15 protein-coding genes are annotated in these 19,512 nt (G+C 61.0%); 7 read left to right on the top strand and 8 right to left on the bottom strand.

Features of this window, described 5'->3' with window-relative positions:
* Positions 1-33: 33 nt before the first annotated feature.
* From hypF to ACTQ1E_RS02565, 5 genes are all read left to right on the top strand, one after another.
* Positions 34-2,691, top strand: a complete 2,658-nt coding sequence (hypF, locus tag ACTQ1E_RS02585) for a carbamoyltransferase HypF (protein ID WP_441564591.1) — start codon at positions 34-36, stop codon at positions 2,689-2,691.
* 134 nt (positions 2,692-2,825) lie between these two features.
* Positions 2,826-3,086: a HypC/HybG/HupF family hydrogenase formation chaperone gene (locus tag ACTQ1E_RS02580; RefSeq protein WP_154518167.1), complete on the top strand. Its 261-nt coding sequence runs from the start codon at positions 2,826-2,828 to the stop codon at positions 3,084-3,086.
* Positions 3,086-4,201, top strand: a complete 1,116-nt coding sequence (hypD, locus tag ACTQ1E_RS02575) for a hydrogenase formation protein HypD (protein ID WP_441564589.1) — start codon at positions 3,086-3,088, stop codon at positions 4,199-4,201. The genes ACTQ1E_RS02580 and hypD overlap by 1 nt, the downstream gene beginning before the upstream one ends.
* Positions 4,202-4,414: 213 nt before the next feature.
* On the top strand, positions 4,415-5,449 hold the full coding sequence (gene hypE, locus ACTQ1E_RS02570; RefSeq protein ID WP_441564587.1) for a hydrogenase expression/formation protein HypE: 1,035 nt from the start codon (positions 4,415-4,417) through the stop codon (positions 5,447-5,449).
* A gap of 124 nt (positions 5,450-5,573) precedes the next feature.
* Positions 5,574-6,242: an HAD family hydrolase gene (locus ACTQ1E_RS02565; RefSeq protein ID WP_229770728.1), complete on the top strand. Its 669-nt coding sequence runs from the start codon at positions 5,574-5,576 to the stop codon at positions 6,240-6,242.
* A gap of 147 nt (positions 6,243-6,389) precedes the next feature.
* On the opposite strand, the gene ACTQ1E_RS02560 is transcribed toward ACTQ1E_RS02565, so the two are convergent.
* The 4 genes from ACTQ1E_RS02560 to ACTQ1E_RS02545 form a co-directional block, all read right to left on the bottom strand.
* Complete coding sequence (locus ACTQ1E_RS02560; protein WP_427727307.1) at positions 6,390-6,947, bottom strand: hypothetical protein; 558 nt, start codon at positions 6,945-6,947, stop codon at positions 6,390-6,392.
* Positions 6,948-7,180: 233 nt separating this feature from the next.
* On the bottom strand, positions 7,181-7,717 hold the full coding sequence (locus tag ACTQ1E_RS02555; RefSeq protein ID WP_427719835.1) for a PTS sugar transporter subunit IIA: 537 nt from the start codon (positions 7,715-7,717) through the stop codon (positions 7,181-7,183).
* A gap of 263 nt (positions 7,718-7,980) precedes the next feature.
* Entirely contained in the window at positions 7,981-9,429 is a 1,449-nt protein-coding gene (locus ACTQ1E_RS02550) for a glycoside hydrolase family 1 protein (RefSeq protein WP_441048944.1), read from the bottom strand.
* A 172-nt stretch (positions 9,430-9,601) separates the two neighbouring features.
* Positions 9,602-10,609, bottom strand: a complete 1,008-nt coding sequence (locus ACTQ1E_RS02545) for an AraC family transcriptional regulator (RefSeq protein WP_441564585.1) — start codon at positions 10,607-10,609, stop codon at positions 9,602-9,604.
* A gap of 116 nt (positions 10,610-10,725) precedes the next feature.
* Here ACTQ1E_RS02545 and ACTQ1E_RS02540 point away from each other — a divergent pair, with 116 nt between their 5' ends.
* On the top strand, positions 10,726-13,296 hold the full coding sequence (locus tag ACTQ1E_RS02540; RefSeq protein WP_441564583.1) for a glycosyl hydrolase: 2,571 nt from the start codon (positions 10,726-10,728) through the stop codon (positions 13,294-13,296).
* Positions 13,297-13,338: 42 nt separating this feature from the next.
* Complete coding sequence (locus ACTQ1E_RS02535) at positions 13,339-14,193, top strand: MurR/RpiR family transcriptional regulator (RefSeq protein WP_441564581.1); 855 nt, start codon at positions 13,339-13,341, stop codon at positions 14,191-14,193.
* A gap of 235 nt (positions 14,194-14,428) precedes the next feature.
* Here ACTQ1E_RS02535 and pyrE read toward each other — a convergent pair whose 3' ends face one another.
* From pyrE to ACTQ1E_RS02515, 4 genes are all read right to left on the bottom strand, one after another.
* Complete coding sequence (pyrE, locus tag ACTQ1E_RS02530; RefSeq protein WP_154518188.1) at positions 14,429-15,112, bottom strand: orotate phosphoribosyltransferase; 684 nt, start codon at positions 15,110-15,112, stop codon at positions 14,429-14,431.
* A gap of 112 nt (positions 15,113-15,224) precedes the next feature.
* Positions 15,225-15,959, bottom strand: coding sequence for an ROK family protein (locus tag ACTQ1E_RS02525; protein WP_441564579.1), 735 nt, complete (start codon positions 15,957-15,959; stop codon positions 15,225-15,227).
* A 167-nt stretch (positions 15,960-16,126) separates the two neighbouring features.
* Complete coding sequence (locus ACTQ1E_RS02520; protein WP_441564577.1) at positions 16,127-17,440, bottom strand: apiosidase-like domain-containing protein; 1,314 nt, start codon at positions 17,438-17,440, stop codon at positions 16,127-16,129.
* 210 nt (positions 17,441-17,650) lie between these two features.
* Positions 17,651-19,078 carry a PTS transporter subunit EIIC gene (locus ACTQ1E_RS02515; RefSeq protein WP_441054714.1) on the bottom strand — a complete coding sequence of 476 codons (1,428 nt, stop codon included), beginning with the start codon at positions 19,076-19,078 and terminating at the stop codon, positions 17,651-17,653.
* Positions 19,079-19,512: the final 434 nt, after the last annotated feature.

The following is a 19,512-nucleotide window of genomic DNA, read 5'->3' as shown; positions in this document are numbered from 1 at the left end:
CCTTTTTGGCAGGTCTCGATGAAGGAGGGTCGCATGCGACATGCGCATATCCATGTAACGGGCATTGTGCAGGGCGTTGGCATGCGGCCATTTGTGTATCGCGAGGCCATGGCGCATGGCATTTGCGGATGGGTGCTTAACGCGGGCGATGGCGTGCATATCGAGGCGCACGCCCTAAGCGAGGCGCTCGACGAATTTGTCGCCGCGCTTTCCGAGCATGCGCCCGCGGCGGCTCGTGTGGAGCATGTCGAGGTTATGGACCTAGCGCCCGGCGACTGGGACGCCGCCAACGAGCGGGGCTTTCGCATTGTGGCATCGCAGGATCAAACCGCCCACACGACGCTCGTCTCGCCCGACATCGCCACGTGCGACGACTGCCTGCACGAGCTGTTCGACCCCGCCGACCGACGCTTTCACTATCCCTTTATCAACTGCACCAACTGCGGACCGCGCTTTACCATCATCCGGTCGCTGCCCTATGACCGAGCGGCCACCTCGATGGATTGCTTTCCCATGTGCCCCACCTGTGCCGCAGAGTATGGCGACCCGCTTGACCGGCGGTTTCACGCGCAGCCCGATGCCTGCTTTGATTGCGGGCCGCACATTACGTGGCGCGAGGCCGGCGAAGCCGCCGCGTCGCTGACCGTCGGCACCACGCGCAAGACCAGCGACGCCATTATCGACCGCTGTGTTGAGCTGCTGGCCAACGGCGGTATCGTCGCCATCAAGGGTCTGGGCGGATTTCACTTGGTATGCGACGCCTCCAACGAGAAGACGGTAGCCGAGCTTCGCCGCCGCAAACGCCGCAGCAACAAACCGCTTGCCGTTATGGTGCGCGGCCTTGCCGATGCTGAACGCCTGTGCCATGTCAACGACGTTGAACGCGGCTTGCTGACCGGCAGCATTCGCCCCATTGTGCTGCTGCGCCGACGTGCCGTTTGCGAGAGCGGCGGCTCCCCCAACGCGCTCGCACCGTCCGTCGCGCACAACCTTCCTGAGCTTGGCGTTATGCTCCCCTATACACCGCTTCAGCATCTGTTGCTTGCCGCGGCAGAAGCCCGCGGTATGCACGCACTCGTCATGACCAGCGGAAACCTGAGCGAGGAACCTATCGAGACCGATGACAACCTTGCATGGGAACACCTTGTTGCCGCCGGCATCGCTGACGCGCTACTTGGCAACGACCGTGCGATTCTCTCGCGCTACGATGATTCCGTGGTGCGCGTGGTCGGTGGGGTCGCCATGCCCGTTCGCCGCGCTCGCGGATATGCACCCCAGCCGCTGCCGTTGCCGGCGCTCGACGGCACCACGCCCTGCGTGCTCGCCTGCGGGCCACAACAAAAGGCCACGATTGCGCTCACGCGTGAAGGGACGAACGGCGAGGCAACCTGTTTTGTGTCGCAGCATATCGGCGATGTTGAAAACGGCGGGACCTTCGATGCCTGGAACGCCGCGCGCACGCGCTTGGAAGATCTCTTTGACTTGGCGCCCGCCGCCTTGGCCTGCGATCTACACCCCAGCTATCTATCGAGCCAGTGGGCGCGCGAGCAGGCGCGAAAATGCAATCTGCCGCTCGTCGAGGTGCAGCACCATCATGCGCACATCGCGAGCGTAATGGCAGAGGCGATTGCCGCGGGCCAGCTTACAACCGACGCGCGCGTCCTTGGCATCGCCTTTGACGGCACCGGCGCCGGCACCGATGGGACCATTTGGGGCGGCGAGTTTCTTGTTGCCAGCCTTGGCGGCTTTGAGCGCGCCGCGCATTTGCGCACCTGGACGCTCCCCGGCGGGGCGGCCTCCGTGCGCGACGCCCGCCGCAACGCCTTTGCCCTGCTCAGTGAGCTCGGCCTGCTTGAACATCCGGGGGCCGAGCGGCTCTTGGACGGCCTAGACGAGCAAACACGCAGCGTGACGGCAACGATGATCGAGCGGAACATCAACAGCCCACGCACGAGCAGTATGGGGCGTCTCTTTGACGCCGCCGCTGCAGTTTTGGGCATTTGCGGGCAGGCAACCTACGAAGGCGAGCCCGCCATCGAACTCGAAGCCGCCGCCTGGCGCGCGCTCGGCAGCAAAATTACCCATGTTCCCGGCGATAAAGACGGCTGTTCCGCATCTGACCCATTGCGACTGGACAGTTTGTTCAGATTTGTATTAAAAACAGACCCTCTAACCAACGGTTTTGGCTCAGATTACCCCGAAGAGGGCTCTCCAGGCACCTCATTTGCGGTTAATTCGCCCGCCGGATACCCCAAATCAACCCATTCGGGGCCCTCGCAGACGATCTATACCACCCATTACCACTATAAAAAGTACAAATCTGAACTAACTGTCCAAGCAACCTCGAGCAGGTCTCTCGTCCTGAGCCCCAGCTCACTTTTTGCGGCGCTTTTGGAGGGAACCAGAGCCAGTGTGCCCGCCGACAGGCTCGCACTCGACTTCCATGTCGCCGTCGCGCGCTCCTCGGCACGCATCGCCAGCGAGATCTGCGCGTGCGAGGGCATCGACACCGTCGCGCTCTCGGGCGGTGTGTTCATGAACCGACTTCTGCTCCAGCTCCTCACCCGCGAGCTCAAAAGCGCAGGTCTTACTGTCCTTATCCCCCATACCGTGCCCGTCAATGACGGCTGCATCGCCTACGGTCAGGCGGCGGTCGCAAGCGCTCGTCTTGCGCAGATCGCATCGCAGTAGCTCGCTCTCGCACACCGCTGTGCCCAGCCGTCTCACAGGCGTAACGCGTTTGCCCGCGAACCCCGCGAGCGCTACCATCAACTGATGGATTATTGAGCGCCTATCCAGCGCAAAACGTATAAAAGGGGAACAATATGTGCCTTGCCGTTCCCGGCAAAGTAGTCAAACGCGACGACGGCCTCAAGGCCACCGTCGACATGATGGGCATCGAGCGCCCCGTGTCGCTGCGACTCGTGCCGACGGCGCAGGTTGGCGACTATATTCTCGTGCACGCCGGCTTTGGCATCCAGATCGTCGACGAGCAGGAAGCGCAAGAAACGCTCGAGCTCGTTAACGCCATGACCGAACTGGCCGAAGAAGACCAACTGGCCAGCAATCCGGCCGAGGCATACTAGTGGCGGCCGGACAGCCGGTGCGCTCCGGTATCGACTTTTCGGCATTTCGCGACCCCAAGCTGGCTCGCGAGCTCATCGAACGCATTCGCGGTCTTGTCGACGACCGTAACATCAACCTTATGGAAGTCTGCGGCACGCACACCGTGAGCATCGGCCGCTATGGCTTTCGCTCCATTATGCCGGCCGGGCTCAAGCTGCTGAGCGGCCCGGGCTGCCCCGTCTGCGTTACCGCCAACCGTGACATCGACCACGCGATCGCGCTCGCCAACATAGACGGCGCCATCATCACCACCTTTGGCGACATGATGCGCGTGCCCGGATCGTCCACCTCGCTCGCTGCGCAAAAGGCGGCAGGGCGCGATATCCGCATCGTCTACTCCCCACTCGATGCGCTCGACATTGCCGAGCAAAACCCCGATCGTCCGGTCATTTTTATGGGCGTGGGCTTTGAGACTACGACGCCCACCATCGCCGCTGCCATCTTGGAGGCCGAGGCGCGCGGGCTTTTGAACTTTTCGGTCTATTGCGCCCACAAGACCACGCCGCCGGCGTTGCGCGCCATCGCCAACGATCCCGAGACCGCCATCGACGGCTTTATCCTGCCGGGCCACGTCGCCACCATCACGGGCTTGGCGCCCTTTAGCTTTTTGGTCGACGAGTTCGATACCCCGGGCGTGGTCACGGGATTTGAACCGGTCGATATCCTGCAAGGCATCTGCATGCTGGTCCAGATGGTTGCCGAGGACAGGCCCACGATCGACAACGCCTACCGCCGTGGCGTCAACGCAGGCGGCAACCCCGTGGCGCGACAGCTGGTCGAGCAGGTGTTTGAGCCATGCGACACCACGTGGCGCGGGCTGGGGCCAATTGCCAACTCGGGCCTTTCCATCCGCCCCGAGTTCTCGCGCTTTGATGCCCGTACCCGCTTTAACGTGCCCGTTGAGGCGACGGTCGAGCCGCGTGGGTGCCGCTGCGGCGACGTACTTCGCGGGGCCATTACGCCGAGCAGCTGCTCTCTGTTCGGCCGCACCTGCACGCCCGAACACCCCGTCGGCCCGTGCATGGTGAGCTCCGAAGGCAGCTGCGCGGCGTACTACCGCTACCGCGACTATTAGGTTCCGCCGTTCTAACGAGCGGCGTACTGGTCGACGCTGCGTGCCATTCAGGCGAGCGATTTGCCTTTCAATCGTCGGCTGCGGGCAAAAGCCCAGCAGCCTCCTCTTTCAAGGCAACTCACTTCGTCTGAATGGCGCTCGCTGGCTTTTACTTAACATCGATTCTGCCATGTCCGATTTTTATCAATTCCGTCCTCGATTGGAGTTTTGGATATGTCCCATAGCATCACCGATAGCACCGTCCTGTTGGGCCATGGCTCCGGCGGTCAGATGATGAAACGCATCATCGATGAGGTCTTTTTGGATGCCTTTGGGACGCCCGAGTTGCTCGAAGGCAACGACGCCGGCGTCGCCGCGCTGCCCGCGAGCGGGCGCATCGCCATGTCGACCGACAGCTTTGTAGTCTCGCCGCAGTTCTTCCCCGGTGGCAACATCGGCCGTCTCGCCGTGTGCGGAACCGTCAACGATGTCGCGACCTCGGGCGCCAACGTGCGCTACCTATCGTGCGGTTTTATCCTCGAAGAGGGCTATCCCATGGATAAGCTCCGCCAGATTGTGCAGACGATGGCCGAGACGGCGCGCGAGGCGGGCGTGTCCATAATCACGGGCGACACCAAGGTGGTCGAGCGCGGCGGGGCCGACGGCGTCTACATCAATACCGCCGGCGTGGGCGAAGTGCCTGCGGATGTGGCGCTCAGCGGCGCCAACTGCCGCCCCGGCGACGTTATCCTGGTGTCAGGCACACTGGGCGACCACGGGATCGCCATCATGAGCCAACGCGAGGGCCTGGCATTTTCGAGCACGATCGAAAGCGATGCCGCGCCGCTCAACCACCTGATTGCCGACGTTTTGGCCGCAGCGCCCGGCACGCGCTGTTTCCGCGACCCCACGCGCGGCGGCCTGGCGTCCACACTCAACGAGTTTGCCCAGGCCAGCGGTGTTGCCATGGAGATCGACGAGGATGCCGTGCCCGTGCGCCCCGACGTGCAGGCGGCATGTGAGATGCTCGGCTACGATGTGCTGCAGGTGGCAAACGAGGGCAAGATGGTTGCCGTCGTGCCGGCCGAGCAAGCCGATGCCGCGCTGAGCGCCATGCGTTCCGCCCGTTACGGTGAGAACGCCGCGATCATCGGCCGCGTGCTGCCACTTGGATCGGACGCCCGTCCCGCCGTGCGCGTGCGCACCGGCTGGGGCTCGACCCGCATCCTCGACATGCTCGTGGGAGAGCAGCTGCCGAGAATTTGCTAGGGCGGAATCGCATGAGTGGCGCGATGTCACCTGATATCCCTGGAGATGTTCAGATTCCAAGCACGCCCAACGCGGAAGCCCAGTATTATGGGGTGCGTTTTGAAACCCAATGACGGGAGCTTTCATGGCAGCAGCTTTTTCCCATGTGATCTTTGATCTGGACGGCACCATCCTCAACACGCTCGAGGACCTGGCAGCCGCCGGCAACCATACCTGCGAGGCGCACGGCTGGCCCACGTTTGCCGTTGACGAGTACCGCTACAAGGTGGGAAACGGCATGCTCAAGCTGGTTGAGCGCTTTATGCCCGCCGAGTACGCGGGCGACGGCCGTATGTTTGAGCAGACGCTTGCCGAGTTTAGGGCTTATTACGGCGAGCACAAGGAGGACCACACCGCCCCCTATGCCGGCACGATCGAGATGCTCGACCGCTTGCGTGCCGCGGGTGTGCAGCTTGCCGTGCTCACTAACAAGGACCACGTCTCGGCGGCCCCGCTTATCGAGAAGTATTTTGGTTCCGAGCGCTTTGCGCTGGTACAGGGCCGTGTCGATGCGTTTCCGCCCAAGCCCGAGGCACCCGTCACGCTGCATGTGATGGAAGAGCTGGGCGCCGACCCGGCGACCACGCTCTACGTAGGCGATTCCAATGTCGATATCCTGACCGGCCACAACGCCGGTCTTAAGAGCGCAGGCGTCAGCTGGGGCTTCCGCGGCCGCGCAGAGCTGGAAGCCGCCGGCGCCGACTACGTGGTGGACAGCCAGGCAGAGCTCGCGGCGCTGGTGCTGGGCGAGTAGCGAGCGGGCACCAGAGCGAACAAATTGGCATGAAAAGAGGACGGCATAGACCTTCTGGTCATGCCGTCCTCTTTGAATGACAAGTTGTCGCTCTGGTGCCCACGCAACGTCGAGCAGTTGCGGCGTTTGGTAAAACGCCGCAACGAACTAGTTCATCATCGCATTCATCATCTCGGTGGTTGCGGAATCGTCGGCAGACCACTCGTTATCCTCGTTGGCGGAATACTTAAAGGTGACCTTGGTGTCCTTGGTCTCAGCGGCCTTGGTCACGTCGACCATCACCTGGCCGGCCATCTTGTACAGCTCGTCCTCGGAAGGCATCGTATCGAGTGCGGCGATCTTCTCCTGATACTGGGTGGCGAAATCTTCGACGATCTTGTTCATGGACTTGCAGGTGATGGTGACCTCGGCGGTCGCGGTGCCCTTGTCCTCATCGACCGTCACATCACCGATCTTGTAATCAAAACCCTCGAGATAGCTCTTGGCATACTCCTTGGGATCGATGCCCAGCTGCTCAAACTCATCGCCCGAAGCCTCTTCCAGGCCGGAGAGGAAATCATCGCCGCCGTTCTTGATCTCGTCAAACTGACTCGTAAGATCGTTGGTGATGAGCTCCTCCACCGAAGGCCCTCCGCAGCCGGAAAGCAAAACCACGCACGCGACCAGGGCAGCCATCAGGGGCGCAAGCAGCAGTTTCTTTTTCATGACATTCCTCCAAACAAGCGGCGCTGCGTTTCCCGCGCAGCGCACGTCGTAACAGTAGGTCCATATTAGCGGCTCCGTTCAACCCCCTACGCCGCAAAAGCGCGGGCGGCTCAATTTGACGAGTGAATGGCCCATAAAGCAAGCCCCCTGCAATAAAATGCGCCTGCTCGGCCTATTAAAAAAGGGTGGCCGGATAACCCGACCACCCTTGTGCATCTTCTGGATGCCGCAGACTACTTGCGGACGACCTTAACGATGGCGTCACCGGCGGCGACGGCAGACTCGGCCTCGACGGCGAGCTCGACATCGGCAAACTCGGCGGTGTTGGACACGGCCACGACGACGCAGTCCTTGTAACCGGCGGCAGCGATCTTGGCGCGGTCGATCTTGAGCAAGGGCTGGCCGGCCTTCACGACGTCGTCGGCCTTGACGAAGCCCTCGAAGCCGTCGCCATTCATGTTGACGGTATCGACGCCAACGTGCACCAGAACCTCGATGCCGCTATCGGACTGCAGGCCCACGGCGTGACCCATGGTGACGGTCACCTTGCCGTCGCAGGGAGCGTAGACCAGGTCGTCCTCGGGCCACACGGCGCAGCCCTTGCCCAAAACCTCGCCAGCAAAGACGGGATCGGGCACGTCGGCCATCTTGATGACCTTGCCCTTGACGGGCGAACACAGCACGTCGGCGCCGGCAGAAGCAGAAATGGAGGCCGGAGCAGCGGCAGCCACGGGCTCAGCCTTCTTCTTGAACATATCAAACAGACCCATACGTTTTCTCCTCTTGATTAAGCGCAACGTTATGCGCATACCTATGGTGATTATAGTGCCAAATGGCCAAAATGCTAAGGCGAGGGCCCGAATCACAAGCCCTTCCAAGCCCTTCCAAAACCTTTTCCCATGGGCACTCATATTGTCGATTAAGCCTCGATAAGCCCCGGGTGAACAAAAGCGTTCCAGATGCCGTCGTCATCGACGTCGGTGGTCACGTAGTCGGCGGCCGGTCCGGCGTTCGGCGGAACGCCGGGGCTCAATTATTCCAAGCCCTCGGTGCCGTTGGACTTGATGATCTTCTGGTATGCGAAGAAGCTGTCCTTGCGGCGGCGCTCATAGGTACCGGTGCCGTCGTCGTACTTATCGACGTGGATGAAGCCGTAGCGCTTGCGCATCTCGCCAGTGCCGGCGGAAACCAGGTCGATGGGACCCCACCAGGTGTAGGCAATCAGGTCAACGCCATCGGCAATGGCCTCGCCCATGGCCTTGATGTGGCTCTGCAAGTAGGCGATGCGATACGGGTCATGGATGGAGCCGTCCTCCTCGACCTCGTCGTAGGCGCCCATGCCGTTCTCGACCACCATCAGCGGAATCTCGTAGCGGGCGTAAATCTCGTTGAGGGCGATGCGCAGGCCCAGCGGATCGATCTGCCAGCCCCAGTCGGTGGACTCCAGATAGGGATTCTTGCCGCCAAAGGTCATGTTGCCCTCGGTCATCTCGTGGTCCTTGTGGGTGCCCACGGTGCCGGACATGTAGTAGCTAAAGGTGTAGAAATCAACCTTGCCGTCGGCGATATCCTGCAGGTCGCCGTCCTCCATCACGAGCTCGACATCGTTCTCGGCCCAGAAGCGCTTGGCATAGAACGGGTACTTGCCGCGCACCTGCACGTCGGAGCAGTACCAGTTCATGGTATTCATCTCCTGCTGCGTGGCGAACACGTCGGCCGGATCGCACGTGGCGGCATAGGAAAGGATGAAGCAGTCCATGTTGCCCATCTTAAACTGCGGGTAATGCTCATGGGCATAGCGCACGACGCGGCCGCTGGCGACAAACTGGTGATGCAACGCCTGCATACGAGCCTGCGGCGTGGTGTGGACCGCCGACGCCGGACCCTCAAAGCCCTGAATCATGCTGGTCTCAAAGAGGTTGCCCATGTCCTGAGTACCGCAGTTGATCTCGTTGAAGGTGAGCCAGAACTTGACCTTGTCCTGATAGCGGTCGAAGACGGTCTGGCAGTACTTCTCAAAGAAGCCGATGAGCTCGCGGCTCGCCCAGCCGTTGTATTTCTCGACCAGGTGATAGGGCATCTCGTAGTGCGAGAGGGTCACGAGCGGCTCGATATTGTGGGCGCGCAGGCAGTCGAAGACGCGGTCGTAGAAGGCGAGGCCGGCCTCGTTGGGCTCAGCGTCGTCGCCGTTGGGAAAGATACGGCTCCAAGAGATGGACATGCGGAACATATTGAAGCCCATCTCGGCGAACAGCGCGATGTCCTCCTCGTAGTGGTGGTAGAAATCGATACCGTCATGATTGGGGTAGAAACGGTTGGGGTCGATATCGATCGTAATCTGACGCGGCTCCTTGTAGCTGCCGCCCAAGAAATGGTCGTCGACGGAAGGACCGCGGCCGTCCACGTTCCAAGCGCCCTCAAACTGGTTGGCGGCGGTGGCGCCACCCCAATAGAAACCCTCGGGGAACTTGATGTTTGCCATGAGCATCTCCTTTGCATCGCGGATCGATGAGCTGAGTATCGCCCACGCGCGGGACGGGCAGAAGCGGGCGCACCAAACCCGACACTTCTTTTCGCCCTTGCGCCCCGTCACCGCCCCGCCCCTGACACTTCCTGACACCTGCCAAAAAGGGACAGGTTTATTTTGGCAGGTTTTATCTGGACAAACGCCGGCGGTAGACGGCCGGCGTGCAGCCATAGCGCTCGGCAAACTTTTTGTAGAAGAAGCTCATGTTGGCGTAGCCGGCCTCGCGCGCCGCGGTTTCGGCAGTGGCGCCGGCGTCGAGCAATGTTGCCGCGCGCGCCAGGCGGCTCTCCTGCACGAGCTGCATAAACGTGCGGCCCGTCTGCCGTTTGAGCAGCGCACTTGCGTAGTTGGGACTCAGATGCAGGTGGCGAGCTACGTCCTCGAGCGTACAATCGCAGGCATGGCGCTCGATGTAGCTCACGGCGGCCGCGACCTGCGCCGAAGGCAGCGTGGGCATGTCCGCCTGCAGCAGCGATGTCTCATAGCTTTGCATAAGTTCGACCAGCAGCAACTCAAACAGCCTCGACACGATCTGGGGACTCGCCGCCGTCGGCTCCAGAAGTTCGCACAGCATCTCCTGCATATATCGGCGCACGCGGCGGCTGTTGCCCGTGCGGAAATGCACATGACCGCGGTGGTCGGTTTCGTCATTGAGGGCATTAACGAGGAACTGCGAGACGGCGCTTGACGGCGACAGGCTCTGCTCTAGGCTGCGGTGCAACATCACCCGCGAGATGACGATGCTCAGCATAATGTCATGCTCGCCGAGCTCGCCTACGGCATGCGGACAGGCCGCGTCGAGCAAGAGCACCTCGTTTTGGGCAAGCGTGAGCCGTGCGCCGTTGACGACCTGCGGCGCATGCCCTCGATAGACATAGCTGATTTCGACATAATTGTGCATATGCTCCGGCACGGGGTTAAAGCGCGAGTTGCGCACGATTGACAGGCCCTCAGGCATGCCTTCTTGGTGCAGGGCTCGCGTCGGGTCACCGATTTTATGGATATGTTTTTCACCGTTATTCTGCTGATGACCCGAGCTGAACGCATCGTTCCAGTCATAGCGGGTGCCTGCGCAGTAAGCGCGCTCGCTGTCGGTCAGCTTGAGCAAAAGATTGTCCAAACGCGCGATATCCATAGCGCCACCATCATTGATTTGGTCATATTCTGCCGTGGTTTTGATATTAGCAGGAGTGTGCGCGCGACGTACTCTGACTTCAATCGATTTAAGAGGTTTGTTTTAGAGGAGTGGATATGGCGGCATACGACAACCATGTGCTTCCGTTCTTGTGGCTCAAGGGCGAGGCGCGCGAGACGATTACCGAATACTTAGAGCAGATTGCCGGGGCGGACATCCACGAGGTCTGCCTCGAATCGCGCACGCATCCCGAGTTTTGTCGCGACGGCTGGTGGTCCGACCTGCGTTTTATCATTGGCGAGTGCAAGCGCCTGGACTTGAAGATCTGGCTGCTCGACGATGCCCACTTTCCCACGGGCTACGCCAACGGCGCGCTTGCAGGCGAGGATGTAGACCCCGCGCTCAAAAAGACCGTGCTTAAGCATCGCACGGTAACGGTCGTCGGTCCCCAGCCGTCCACGACCATTAAGCTCGGTAATCTTATGGATCCCACGGAGCGCTTTGTGGGCACGGCGACTTTCGACGCCGGCGGGGCACCGCTCGACCTTGAGCTCGCCGTTGAACAGACCGAGGACGGCACTCCCGTCCGCCTGCGCTTTGACGCTCCTGCCGGCATCACCACCCTCGAGCTCTACGTCACCAGCCAAAAAACCGGCTTTCGCGATGAGTACATCAACATGGTCGACGCCGATTCGTGCCGTATGCTCATCAACGCCGTCTACGAACCCACGTTTGAGCATCTGGGCGACGAGTTCGGCAAGACCATTCTGGGCTTCTTTACCGATGAACCGGGCTTCATGAACGAGAAGGGTGCGACCCTCGAAGACGCTTCCACCAGCAGCTTTATTGGACGCGGCGATATGGCACTGCCCTGGTCGGATGAGCTTGCCCGCCGCTTGCACGAGGAGTTGAGCGCGAGCTGGCTTGCCGAGCTCCGCGGCCTTTGGACGCGCGACCCCGCCGGCGCTCGGGTCCGCCACACCTACATGGACATCGCCACGCAACTCTACCGCGCGTGCTTTGACGAGCAGATTGGTGACTGGTGCCGCAAGCGCGGCGTCATGCACATCGGACATGTGATTGAGGACAAGAGTTGCCACACGCGCCTGGGCCAGGGCGCCGGACACTACTTCCGCGCGGTCGCCGGGCAGGATATGGCGGGCATCGACGTTGTCATCAACCAGCTTGCCCCCAGCGTCGACCACGGACGTTACAGCTACTTCCACGGCGCGTGGAACATGGAGTTCTTTACCTACGCGCTCGCCAAGTTGGGCTCTTCGGCCGCACGCCTCGACCCCAAAAAGCAGGGGCGCTGCATGGCCGAGGTCTTTGGCGCCTTCGGCTGGCACGAGGGCTTGCGCGAGATGAAATGGATCGCCGACCACATGCTCGTCCGCGGTATTAACTGGTTTACGCCGCACGCGTTTAGCATGGCGCCCTTCCCCGATTGGGACTGCCCGCCGCACTTTTACGCACACGGCAACAATCCGCAATGGCCGCACTTTGGCCAGCTCATGAGCTATATGAACCGTACGGCAACGCTGCTTTCAGGAGGCTATGCCATGCACCCCGTTGCCATCCTGTACCATGCCGATGCCGAATGGGCCGGCAACGCCATGCCTATCGAGCGCGTGGCGGCAGAGCTCACGCGCGCGCAGATCGACTTTGATTTTGTGCCCGCCGAGGCTTTTGAGGATGAGGACCGTTACGAGGTTTCGATTGCCGACGGATTACTTACCGTAAACGATTGTCGTTACCAGGCGTTTGTTATGCCAGGAGCTTCATTTATTGGCGCTACGACGGCGGAGGCAGTGAGACGCATGGCGGATGCAGGCGTTATGGTGCTTGCCGTCGACGAGGTGCCCGGCACATTCTACGATACCGATGGCGCGGTCGAGCTGGGAGGGCTCGTCGCAACGCCGCTCGCCGATGTCGCCCGCGCTCTTGCAAGCGCGGGACTGCAGACCGTTGTGCCTGACACACCGCAGCCTTGGCTACGCGCACTTCGCTACGAGCGGGTGGGCGAGACCTACGTTATGCTCGTCAACGAACACCCACGCGAGCGCATCGACTGCACGGTTGCACTTGCGACAGGCGAGCGCCTTTGCGGCACGCGGCTCGACCTGCTAAACGGCGCCGGGCCTGTTGCGTTTGACGGTGCGTTGGAGCTCGCACCCTTCGAGAGCTGCATCGTTGTTTTGGAAACGAGCAGCGAGAATGCGCCTGGAGACGGCGCAATCGACGCTGACACGTCGCTCCGCCTGCGCATCGAAGGCCCATGGACCGTCGCCCTCTCTCCTGCCGGCAGCAATGGCGCCTTTGGTGAATCACAAAAGCTCAAGCACCTGTGCGACCTTACAGCCGATCCGTTCACCGGCACCTGCGGTACCTACCGATATCATGCGTCGTTTGAGCTGGCCAACGATTGCGTCGACGCCACAATCGACCTGGGAGACGTCTACGAAACCGCGACGCTCACGCTCGATGGACGCCCGCTCGGCACACGCATCTGCCCGCCCTATCGTTTTGCCGCCGGCGCACTTTCCGCCGGTGCGCATGAGCTCACGATCGACGTCATCAACACGCTCGACCATGCGATCCCCGACATTTTCGCCCTCACCGAGCCCGTCGCCCCCAGCGGCATCCTCGGCCCCGTTACCCTTTGCGGGCAAAACCTGCCAAAATAAACCTGTCCCTTTTTGGCAGGTTTGGCGAGTGTGGGAGTTCGCATGGATATCAAACGCAAGATCACCGAGGCGCAGGGCCTCACCCCCACCGAGCAGCAGCTCGGCATTGCAGCCCTTGCCATCGGTCAGGACATCCGCGGGCTTTCTATTAAGGAATTTGCCGCGCGCACCAACGTTTCGGTCGCGAGCGTGCATCGTTTTTGCAAAAAGCTCGGCCTCGAGGGCTTCAAGGATCTCAAGGTCGAGCTTATTCGCTTGGCAACCGAGGCGGGAAACCGCCGCGACGTGGACATCAACTTTCCTTTTGATGCTACGTCCACTCCCGCGCAGGTTATGGAGCGCATGGAGGGGCTCTACCAGACCACGCTGGCCGAAACGCAGGAGCTGCTCGACCCCACGCAGCTCGACCACGCCGCCAAGCTCATCGCGAACGCCCGACAGGTCGACATCTACACGGGCTCGCACAACCTCTATCCAGCGGGAATGTTCCGCGACCGCCTGCTCTCCGCCGGTAAAAGCGCGACGTGCCACAACGGTGTCGAGGCCCAGGTGCGAACGGCGCTCGCCTCGGATCCCGACCATGCGGCAATCGTCATCTCCTACAGTGGCCTTGCCCCCAACCTCAAGGACATCTTGCCGATCCTCAGCAGTCGGCATGTCCCGGTCATCGTCATCGGCACGCCTTATTGCGCTCGCATTCACCCCGGCTTTGCCGCCTACCTTACGGTGAGTGACCACGAGAGCATGACGCATCGCATCACGCAGTTCGCCAGCCACATCGCCGTGCAATACGTACTCGATTCGCTCTACAGCAGCTACTTCGCCAAAGACTACACCCGCTGCTCCGAATTCCTGGAGCGTTCGTTCCCCTATACTCGCCTGCCCGGGCTTAAGTAGTCGTTTAAGAACGTCCCCAATGACTACTCTGGCAACGGCAGCGAGCGGGCCGCATTCGGAGCAAGACAACGCCGCAAGTAGAGGACGGACAGCGAGCGACGTCCAGGGCGAACAAGTTGGCGTGAAAAAGGCGAGGCATTGACCTTCTGGTCATGCCTCGCCTTTTGAATGACAAATTGTCGCCCTGGGCGGCGCGCAGCGTCGGCCGGTTACGGCGTTTGGTAAAACGCCGTAACTACTCCTGTGCTCCGTACTGCTCGTAGTAGGCGTCGATGGCGGTCTTAAGTTCGTCATCGATGACGACCTTGCCATCGATCTCGTGGTTGTAGAGGGTCTCGACGACCTCGGCCATGGAGACGATGCTCGCGACGGGGAAACCGTACTTTGCCTCGATCTCCTTCTGCGCGGTGGTCACGCCACCCTTGCCGACCTCCATGCGGTTGAGAGACACAATCAGGCCCTTGATTTCGACGTCGGCGGCAGCCTTAACCTTGGGATAGGTCTCGTCGATGGACTTGCCACTGGTGGTAACGTCCTCGACCATGACCACACGGTCGCCGTCCTGGGGCTCATAACCCAGCAGGTTGCCCTTATCGGCACCGTGATCCTTGGCCTCCTTGCGGTCGCAGCAGTACTTGACCTCCTTGCCGTACAGCTCATGGTAGGCAATTGCGGTCACGACGGCCAGCGGAATACCCTTGTAGGCCGGTCCAAACAGCACATCAAAGTCGTCGCCAAAGTTATCGTGGATGGCCTGGGCGTAATACTCGCCCAGCTTCTTGAGCTGATAGCCCGTCACGTAAGCGCCGGCGTTCATAAAAAACGGGGACTGACGGCCGCTCTTGAGCGTAAAGCTGCCGAACTTAAGAACGTCGGACTCAACCATAAACTTGATGAACTCTTGCTTGTAAGCCTCCATGCGGGCTCCTCTCGTAATCGCGTACGTGCCCTCCAGTTTAGCGCAGGCGAAGCGTCGATGCGGGCGCTTCACGCCGGCCTTTATCTTTTTCGACAGCCTCGTTTGGCGCGCGCTACACCAGGCGCATGGCTTCCTGGACAGCACCGTAAAGGTTGGCGTCGTTGCCGAGCTCGGCCGCCTTTATCTGCGGCACAGGAATGCCGGCAAGGGTCCCTTCGTAACTCGCGAGGGCCAGCGGCATCTGCGCACGCAGGGCATCGATGAGCTCGGGATGGCACGAGATGCCGCCTGCGATCACAAAGACCTCGGGGTCGAGCACGGCCTGCAGGTTGATGAGCTGTCCGTCAAATGAGCGAGCGTAGCGGTCGAGCGCGCGCTGCGCCGCCATGTCGCCATCCGCGATCCACTCAAAGACGCGGCGGCCGTCCACCGGAGAACCCGCAGGCAGGCCCTTCTCGGCAACGGCAGCATCGCGGAGCGCACGCCAACCGCCCGAACCCGCAAAGGAGTTTTCCGTGCTCGCGGCAGTCTTGACATCGTTGCGCAAGAAGCTGAACTCGCCTGCAAAGCAGTGCGCCCCGCGCAGGACCTTGCCGTCGATGACGATACCGCCGCCGATGCCCGTGCCGATAGCGAGCACCACGCCAAAACGTATCCCGCGCAGAGCGCCAGCCGCATACTCACCGAGTGCACAGCACTTACCGTCGTTATTGACGGCAACCGGCACCCCCAGTGCCTCGCACATGAGCTTTCCCAGTGGGCAGCCGTCCATAAACGTGAGCGCACCGCCGCGATGGATCGTTCCCGTGACGTCCCCCTCGCAGATACCGCCGGGTGTGCTGACCACTCATTTAAGTACGTCCCCAATGAGTGCGACGGAATGACCACTCATTTAAGTACGTCCCCAATGAGTGCGACGGAATGGCTCCCTTGGCAGCTTAAAGCTGTCATGCAGGAACCATTCCGTCGCAACCTCATGAAAGGGACTGGATTGTAAATGTTGGAGAAGAGCCGTTAGCGCCCGGGAGCCAAGATCACCAGTGCGTCGTGCTCAAAGGGATGCTGAGCCACGCGCACGGTACCGTCACCGTTGTCGCGAACGGGCAGCTTGGCGATGCGCTTGTCCTCCATGTCGAGGACCGTCGCCGTCCAGCCGCACGCGCCGTCGAGCTTAAACTTGAGCGCCGTAGTGCGCGGCAGGTACGTGACGACGTGATCGCCAACGCGCGCCACACGAATGGCCTCGCGCGCGTCATCGAGCAGCTCCTGCGCCGGAACCACGGCAAGTGCGTCGTCGCCAGCCGTAGCGCCCAGACCGGCAAGCACATGCTCGATCGCGCCAAAGTCCCAAACGCCCGCAAACTGCAGGCACTCCTGCCAGCGGAACGGCATGTCGAAGCCCTCGCCCAGCACCGAGCCCTGGCTCTTGCTGGTCTGCCAGTTCCAAACGCCGTGCGCGCCATAGGTCACACCCGCGCTCGCACCGGCAAGGATCGACGACCACACGCTCGCGCGGCAGTCCTGCGCGGTGAAGCGCCAGTACACATTGCGCGACGCACCCATCTGCTCGTAACAGGGCTCGGAGTTGACCATCGGCTTTTTAGGGTAGTTGGCGATAAAGTCCTGCGGCAGGCACCAGGCCTCGGGCTGGCCCTCGTAGTTGTGGCCGGGCTGGAACATGTAAAAGTCCAGACGGTCCAGGTACTGTGCCGGAATGGTGCGGTTGCCGCGGTTGATATGCATAGTGCGCAACGCCTCGGGCGCGCGTTTGACGACTTCGTCGAGAGCATCCTCGTAGTAGGCGATCGCCTCGTCGCTGGTAAAGTCGGTATCGCCCGTCACCACGTAGACGGGGTCGAACTCGCCCAGGTTCTCGACGACGCGGGCAACGTGGGCACGGACTTCCTCGCGCGGCATAACCTCGGCACCGCAATGCTCAGCGATCTTGGCGCCCCAGGTGCCGGGCACGTAGTTGCACCACATAAGCACGAGTGCCGGACGAATGCCGTGCTCGACGGCAGCGCGACACATGGCAGCGGCGCGATCCCAGTACGCTTGGTTGGGGCGGGACCAATCAAAATGCACGCCATCCTCGCTGGCATAGGGCCAAATGCCCAGATCGGGGCAGCAGCGATCCCACTGCGGCAGCGTGTTGATCTGCAACACGTTCATGCCCTGCTCGGAGCGACGGGTCAGATAGTAGTCCCAATCGGCCTCGGTAATGCTCGTAAACGCGCTCCAGCACGTATCGGCAAACCAAAAGAACGGTTTGCCCTCGCACAAAAAGCCGTCCTGGCGACCGTTGACGGTCAGCTTTCCCAAACTCATCTGCATGTCCTTTCGTTTGATAAAGGAGTTGCGAACCGGCAGATTCTTTCGCGGTAACCCCGCGCGAAAGCCCCTGGCGCTTAGCAAGCCCCGGCGAGCAGGCGCCACGCGCCCCCAATCAGTCTACCTTGTAAAAAGGGCCCCGCCGGGCTTGCGCCTGACGGGGCCCTGTCGTGTAGGTAAGGTCGTATGTGACCGAATGGTTTGGCCTTAGGCCTCCATCTCGGCGAGCTCCTCCTTGGAGAAGCCAGTGGCAAAGACGACGGCAGCGGCGATGGCAAAGGAGATTGCCATACCGACGATAGCCCAGACGGTGTTCATCTGGCCACCCTGCAGGTAGTTGGTGAAGACCAGGAAGTTGGAGGCACCGCCGGCCAGGTAGTAAGTAACACCCATGAGGCCGGAGAACACAGCGCCGATGGCACCGCCGATGAACATACCGAGCATGGTGCGACGGAAGCGCATGAGGATACCGAAGAGTGCGGGCTCGGTGACGCCGCCGGCGATGGCGGAGATGACGTAGCCCAGGGCAAGACCCTTCTCGTCGGGGTTCTTCATCTTGAGGAAGGCACCGAAAGCGCAGCCCCAGACGGCGGCCATAGCGCAGTTGGTGGAAACGAAGACGAAGGGATCGTAGCCGGCGGCGATGATCTGAACCTGAGCGAGCAGGATGACGGGCATGTGCATGCCGCAGACCACGAAGAGCTGCCAGAAGGCGCCGAGGACGGCCATGACGATCAGGATGCCGATACCGCCAAGGTCGGCGAGACCAAAGAGAGCGTTGGCAATCAGCGTACCGAGCTCGTTGCCGATTGGGGCAAGGACGATGAAGGCGATGGGGATGGTGACGATCATGGTGCAGAACGGCGTGAAGACCGTGGACAGCACGTCGGGCATGACCTTCTTAAAGAACTTCTCAACAAAGTAGAGGACCGGCACCGAGAGGATAATCGGCAGGACGGACTGCTGGTAGTTGGCAGCGGTGATCTGGATGCCATAGACGGAGATGATTCCGCCACCCTCCTGAGTCGCGACACTCACGACGGACGGGGCCATGAGAGCGCCGCCGAGGAGCATGCCCAGAACCGGAGAGGCGCCGAGCTTCTTAGCAGCGGCATAGCCCAAGTAGATGGGGATAAAGGTAAACGTGGCCTCGTACAGGGTGGTGTAGAGGAACGTGTAGGTCGGATCGGTATCGGAGATAACGCCGAGCATGGTGGGACCAAGAACCGCAGCGATGGTGCGGAACAGACCGCCGGCCATGAGCAGCGGAATCAGCTGGGTCATGGAACCCGACAGGTAGTCGAGGATGATGTTGGGCAGGTTCTTGAGCTCGAACTTCTCCTTAGGAGCGTCGAGGTTCTCGTCGACCGCGGCACCCTGCTTGACGCCGGACATGGCGACGAACTCGGCGAGCACCTTGGGCACGTTCTGGCCGATGATGACCTGGAGCTGGCTGCCGGCGAACTGGCAGCCCAGAACACCCTTGACCTTCTTGATCTTCTCCACGTCGGCCTTGCTGTTATCCTTGAGCGTCAGACGCAGGCGCGTCATGCAGTTGGTGGCGACGGTGACGTTTTCCGCACCGCCCACGAGCTCGAGGACATCGGTGGCAATCTGCTTGTTATCTACTGCCATGGGACCCCTCCCCATATCGTCGTGTGCCTAATCGCCTGGGCGCAGGCACGCCTTTGGCCCGGTGACTATAACCCCTTACGGTTACCGAACCCTTGGATACGCTGTCGTAAACAATCTGTTTACTGAACGTTTACAGCGCTTAGTTTACACTCAGCGTTGAATTTGTGGCAGTTTTGCCGTTTGCAGTCCGGTGAACGGTAGGAAATCGGGGGTGAACGTAATTGAATGCATAGGCATTACATATAGTGCCATTTATTTATAAATGGTCTTTTACGTGGGATTTTATATAATCTGGCACCTCAATGCCTTGTTGACTCATCAACAAAAGCCCTGCTAGATAGTAGTAAACGAGTGTTTAGTAGTTCATTGAACGTTTGATGCTACCGTTTACCGAGTTCATCCGCTTATTCTCAAATTCTGCTTTACACTAAACA

This window comes from Collinsella sp. LCP21S3_C7 (assembly GCF_052118485.1).
Classification (GTDB): Bacteria; Actinomycetota; Coriobacteriia; order Coriobacteriales; family Coriobacteriaceae; genus Collinsella.
The sequence above is the reverse complement of the archived record's forward strand: the minus strand, read 5'-3'. Positions and strand labels throughout refer to the sequence as shown.

Excerpts from the sequence above, each read along its gene's own strand:
- hypF (WP_441564591.1), top strand. The coding sequence starts at position 34 with ATGCGACATGCGCATATCCATGTAACGGGCATTGTGCAGGGCGTTGGC.
- ACTQ1E_RS02580 (WP_154518167.1), top strand. The coding sequence starts at position 2,826 with ATGTGCCTTGCCGTTCCCGGCAAAGTAGTCAAACGCGACGACGGCCTC.
- hypE (WP_441564587.1), top strand. The coding sequence starts at position 4,415 with ATGTCCCATAGCATCACCGATAGCACCGTCCTGTTGGGCCATGGCTCC.
- ACTQ1E_RS02565 (WP_229770728.1), top strand. The coding sequence starts at position 5,574 with ATGGCAGCAGCTTTTTCCCATGTGATCTTTGATCTGGACGGCACCATC.
- ACTQ1E_RS02560 (WP_427727307.1), bottom strand. The coding sequence starts at position 6,947 with ATGAAAAAGAAACTGCTGCTTGCGCCCCTGATGGCTGCCCTGGTCGCG.
- ACTQ1E_RS02555 (WP_427719835.1), bottom strand. The coding sequence starts at position 7,717 with ATGGGTCTGTTTGATATGTTCAAGAAGAAGGCTGAGCCCGTGGCTGCC.
- ACTQ1E_RS02550 (WP_441048944.1), bottom strand. The coding sequence starts at position 9,429 with ATGGCAAACATCAAGTTCCCCGAGGGTTTCTATTGGGGTGGCGCCACC.
- ACTQ1E_RS02545 (WP_441564585.1), bottom strand. The coding sequence starts at position 10,609 with ATGGATATCGCGCGTTTGGACAATCTTTTGCTCAAGCTGACCGACAGC.
- ACTQ1E_RS02540 (WP_441564583.1), top strand. The coding sequence starts at position 10,726 with ATGGCGGCATACGACAACCATGTGCTTCCGTTCTTGTGGCTCAAGGGC.
- ACTQ1E_RS02535 (WP_441564581.1), top strand. The coding sequence starts at position 13,339 with ATGGATATCAAACGCAAGATCACCGAGGCGCAGGGCCTCACCCCCACC.
- pyrE (WP_154518188.1), bottom strand. The coding sequence starts at position 15,112 with ATGGAGGCTTACAAGCAAGAGTTCATCAAGTTTATGGTTGAGTCCGAC.
- ACTQ1E_RS02520 (WP_441564577.1), bottom strand. The coding sequence starts at position 17,440 with ATGAGTTTGGGAAAGCTGACCGTCAACGGTCGCCAGGACGGCTTTTTG.
- ACTQ1E_RS02515 (WP_441054714.1), bottom strand. The coding sequence starts at position 19,078 with ATGGCAGTAGATAACAAGCAGATTGCCACCGATGTCCTCGAGCTCGTG.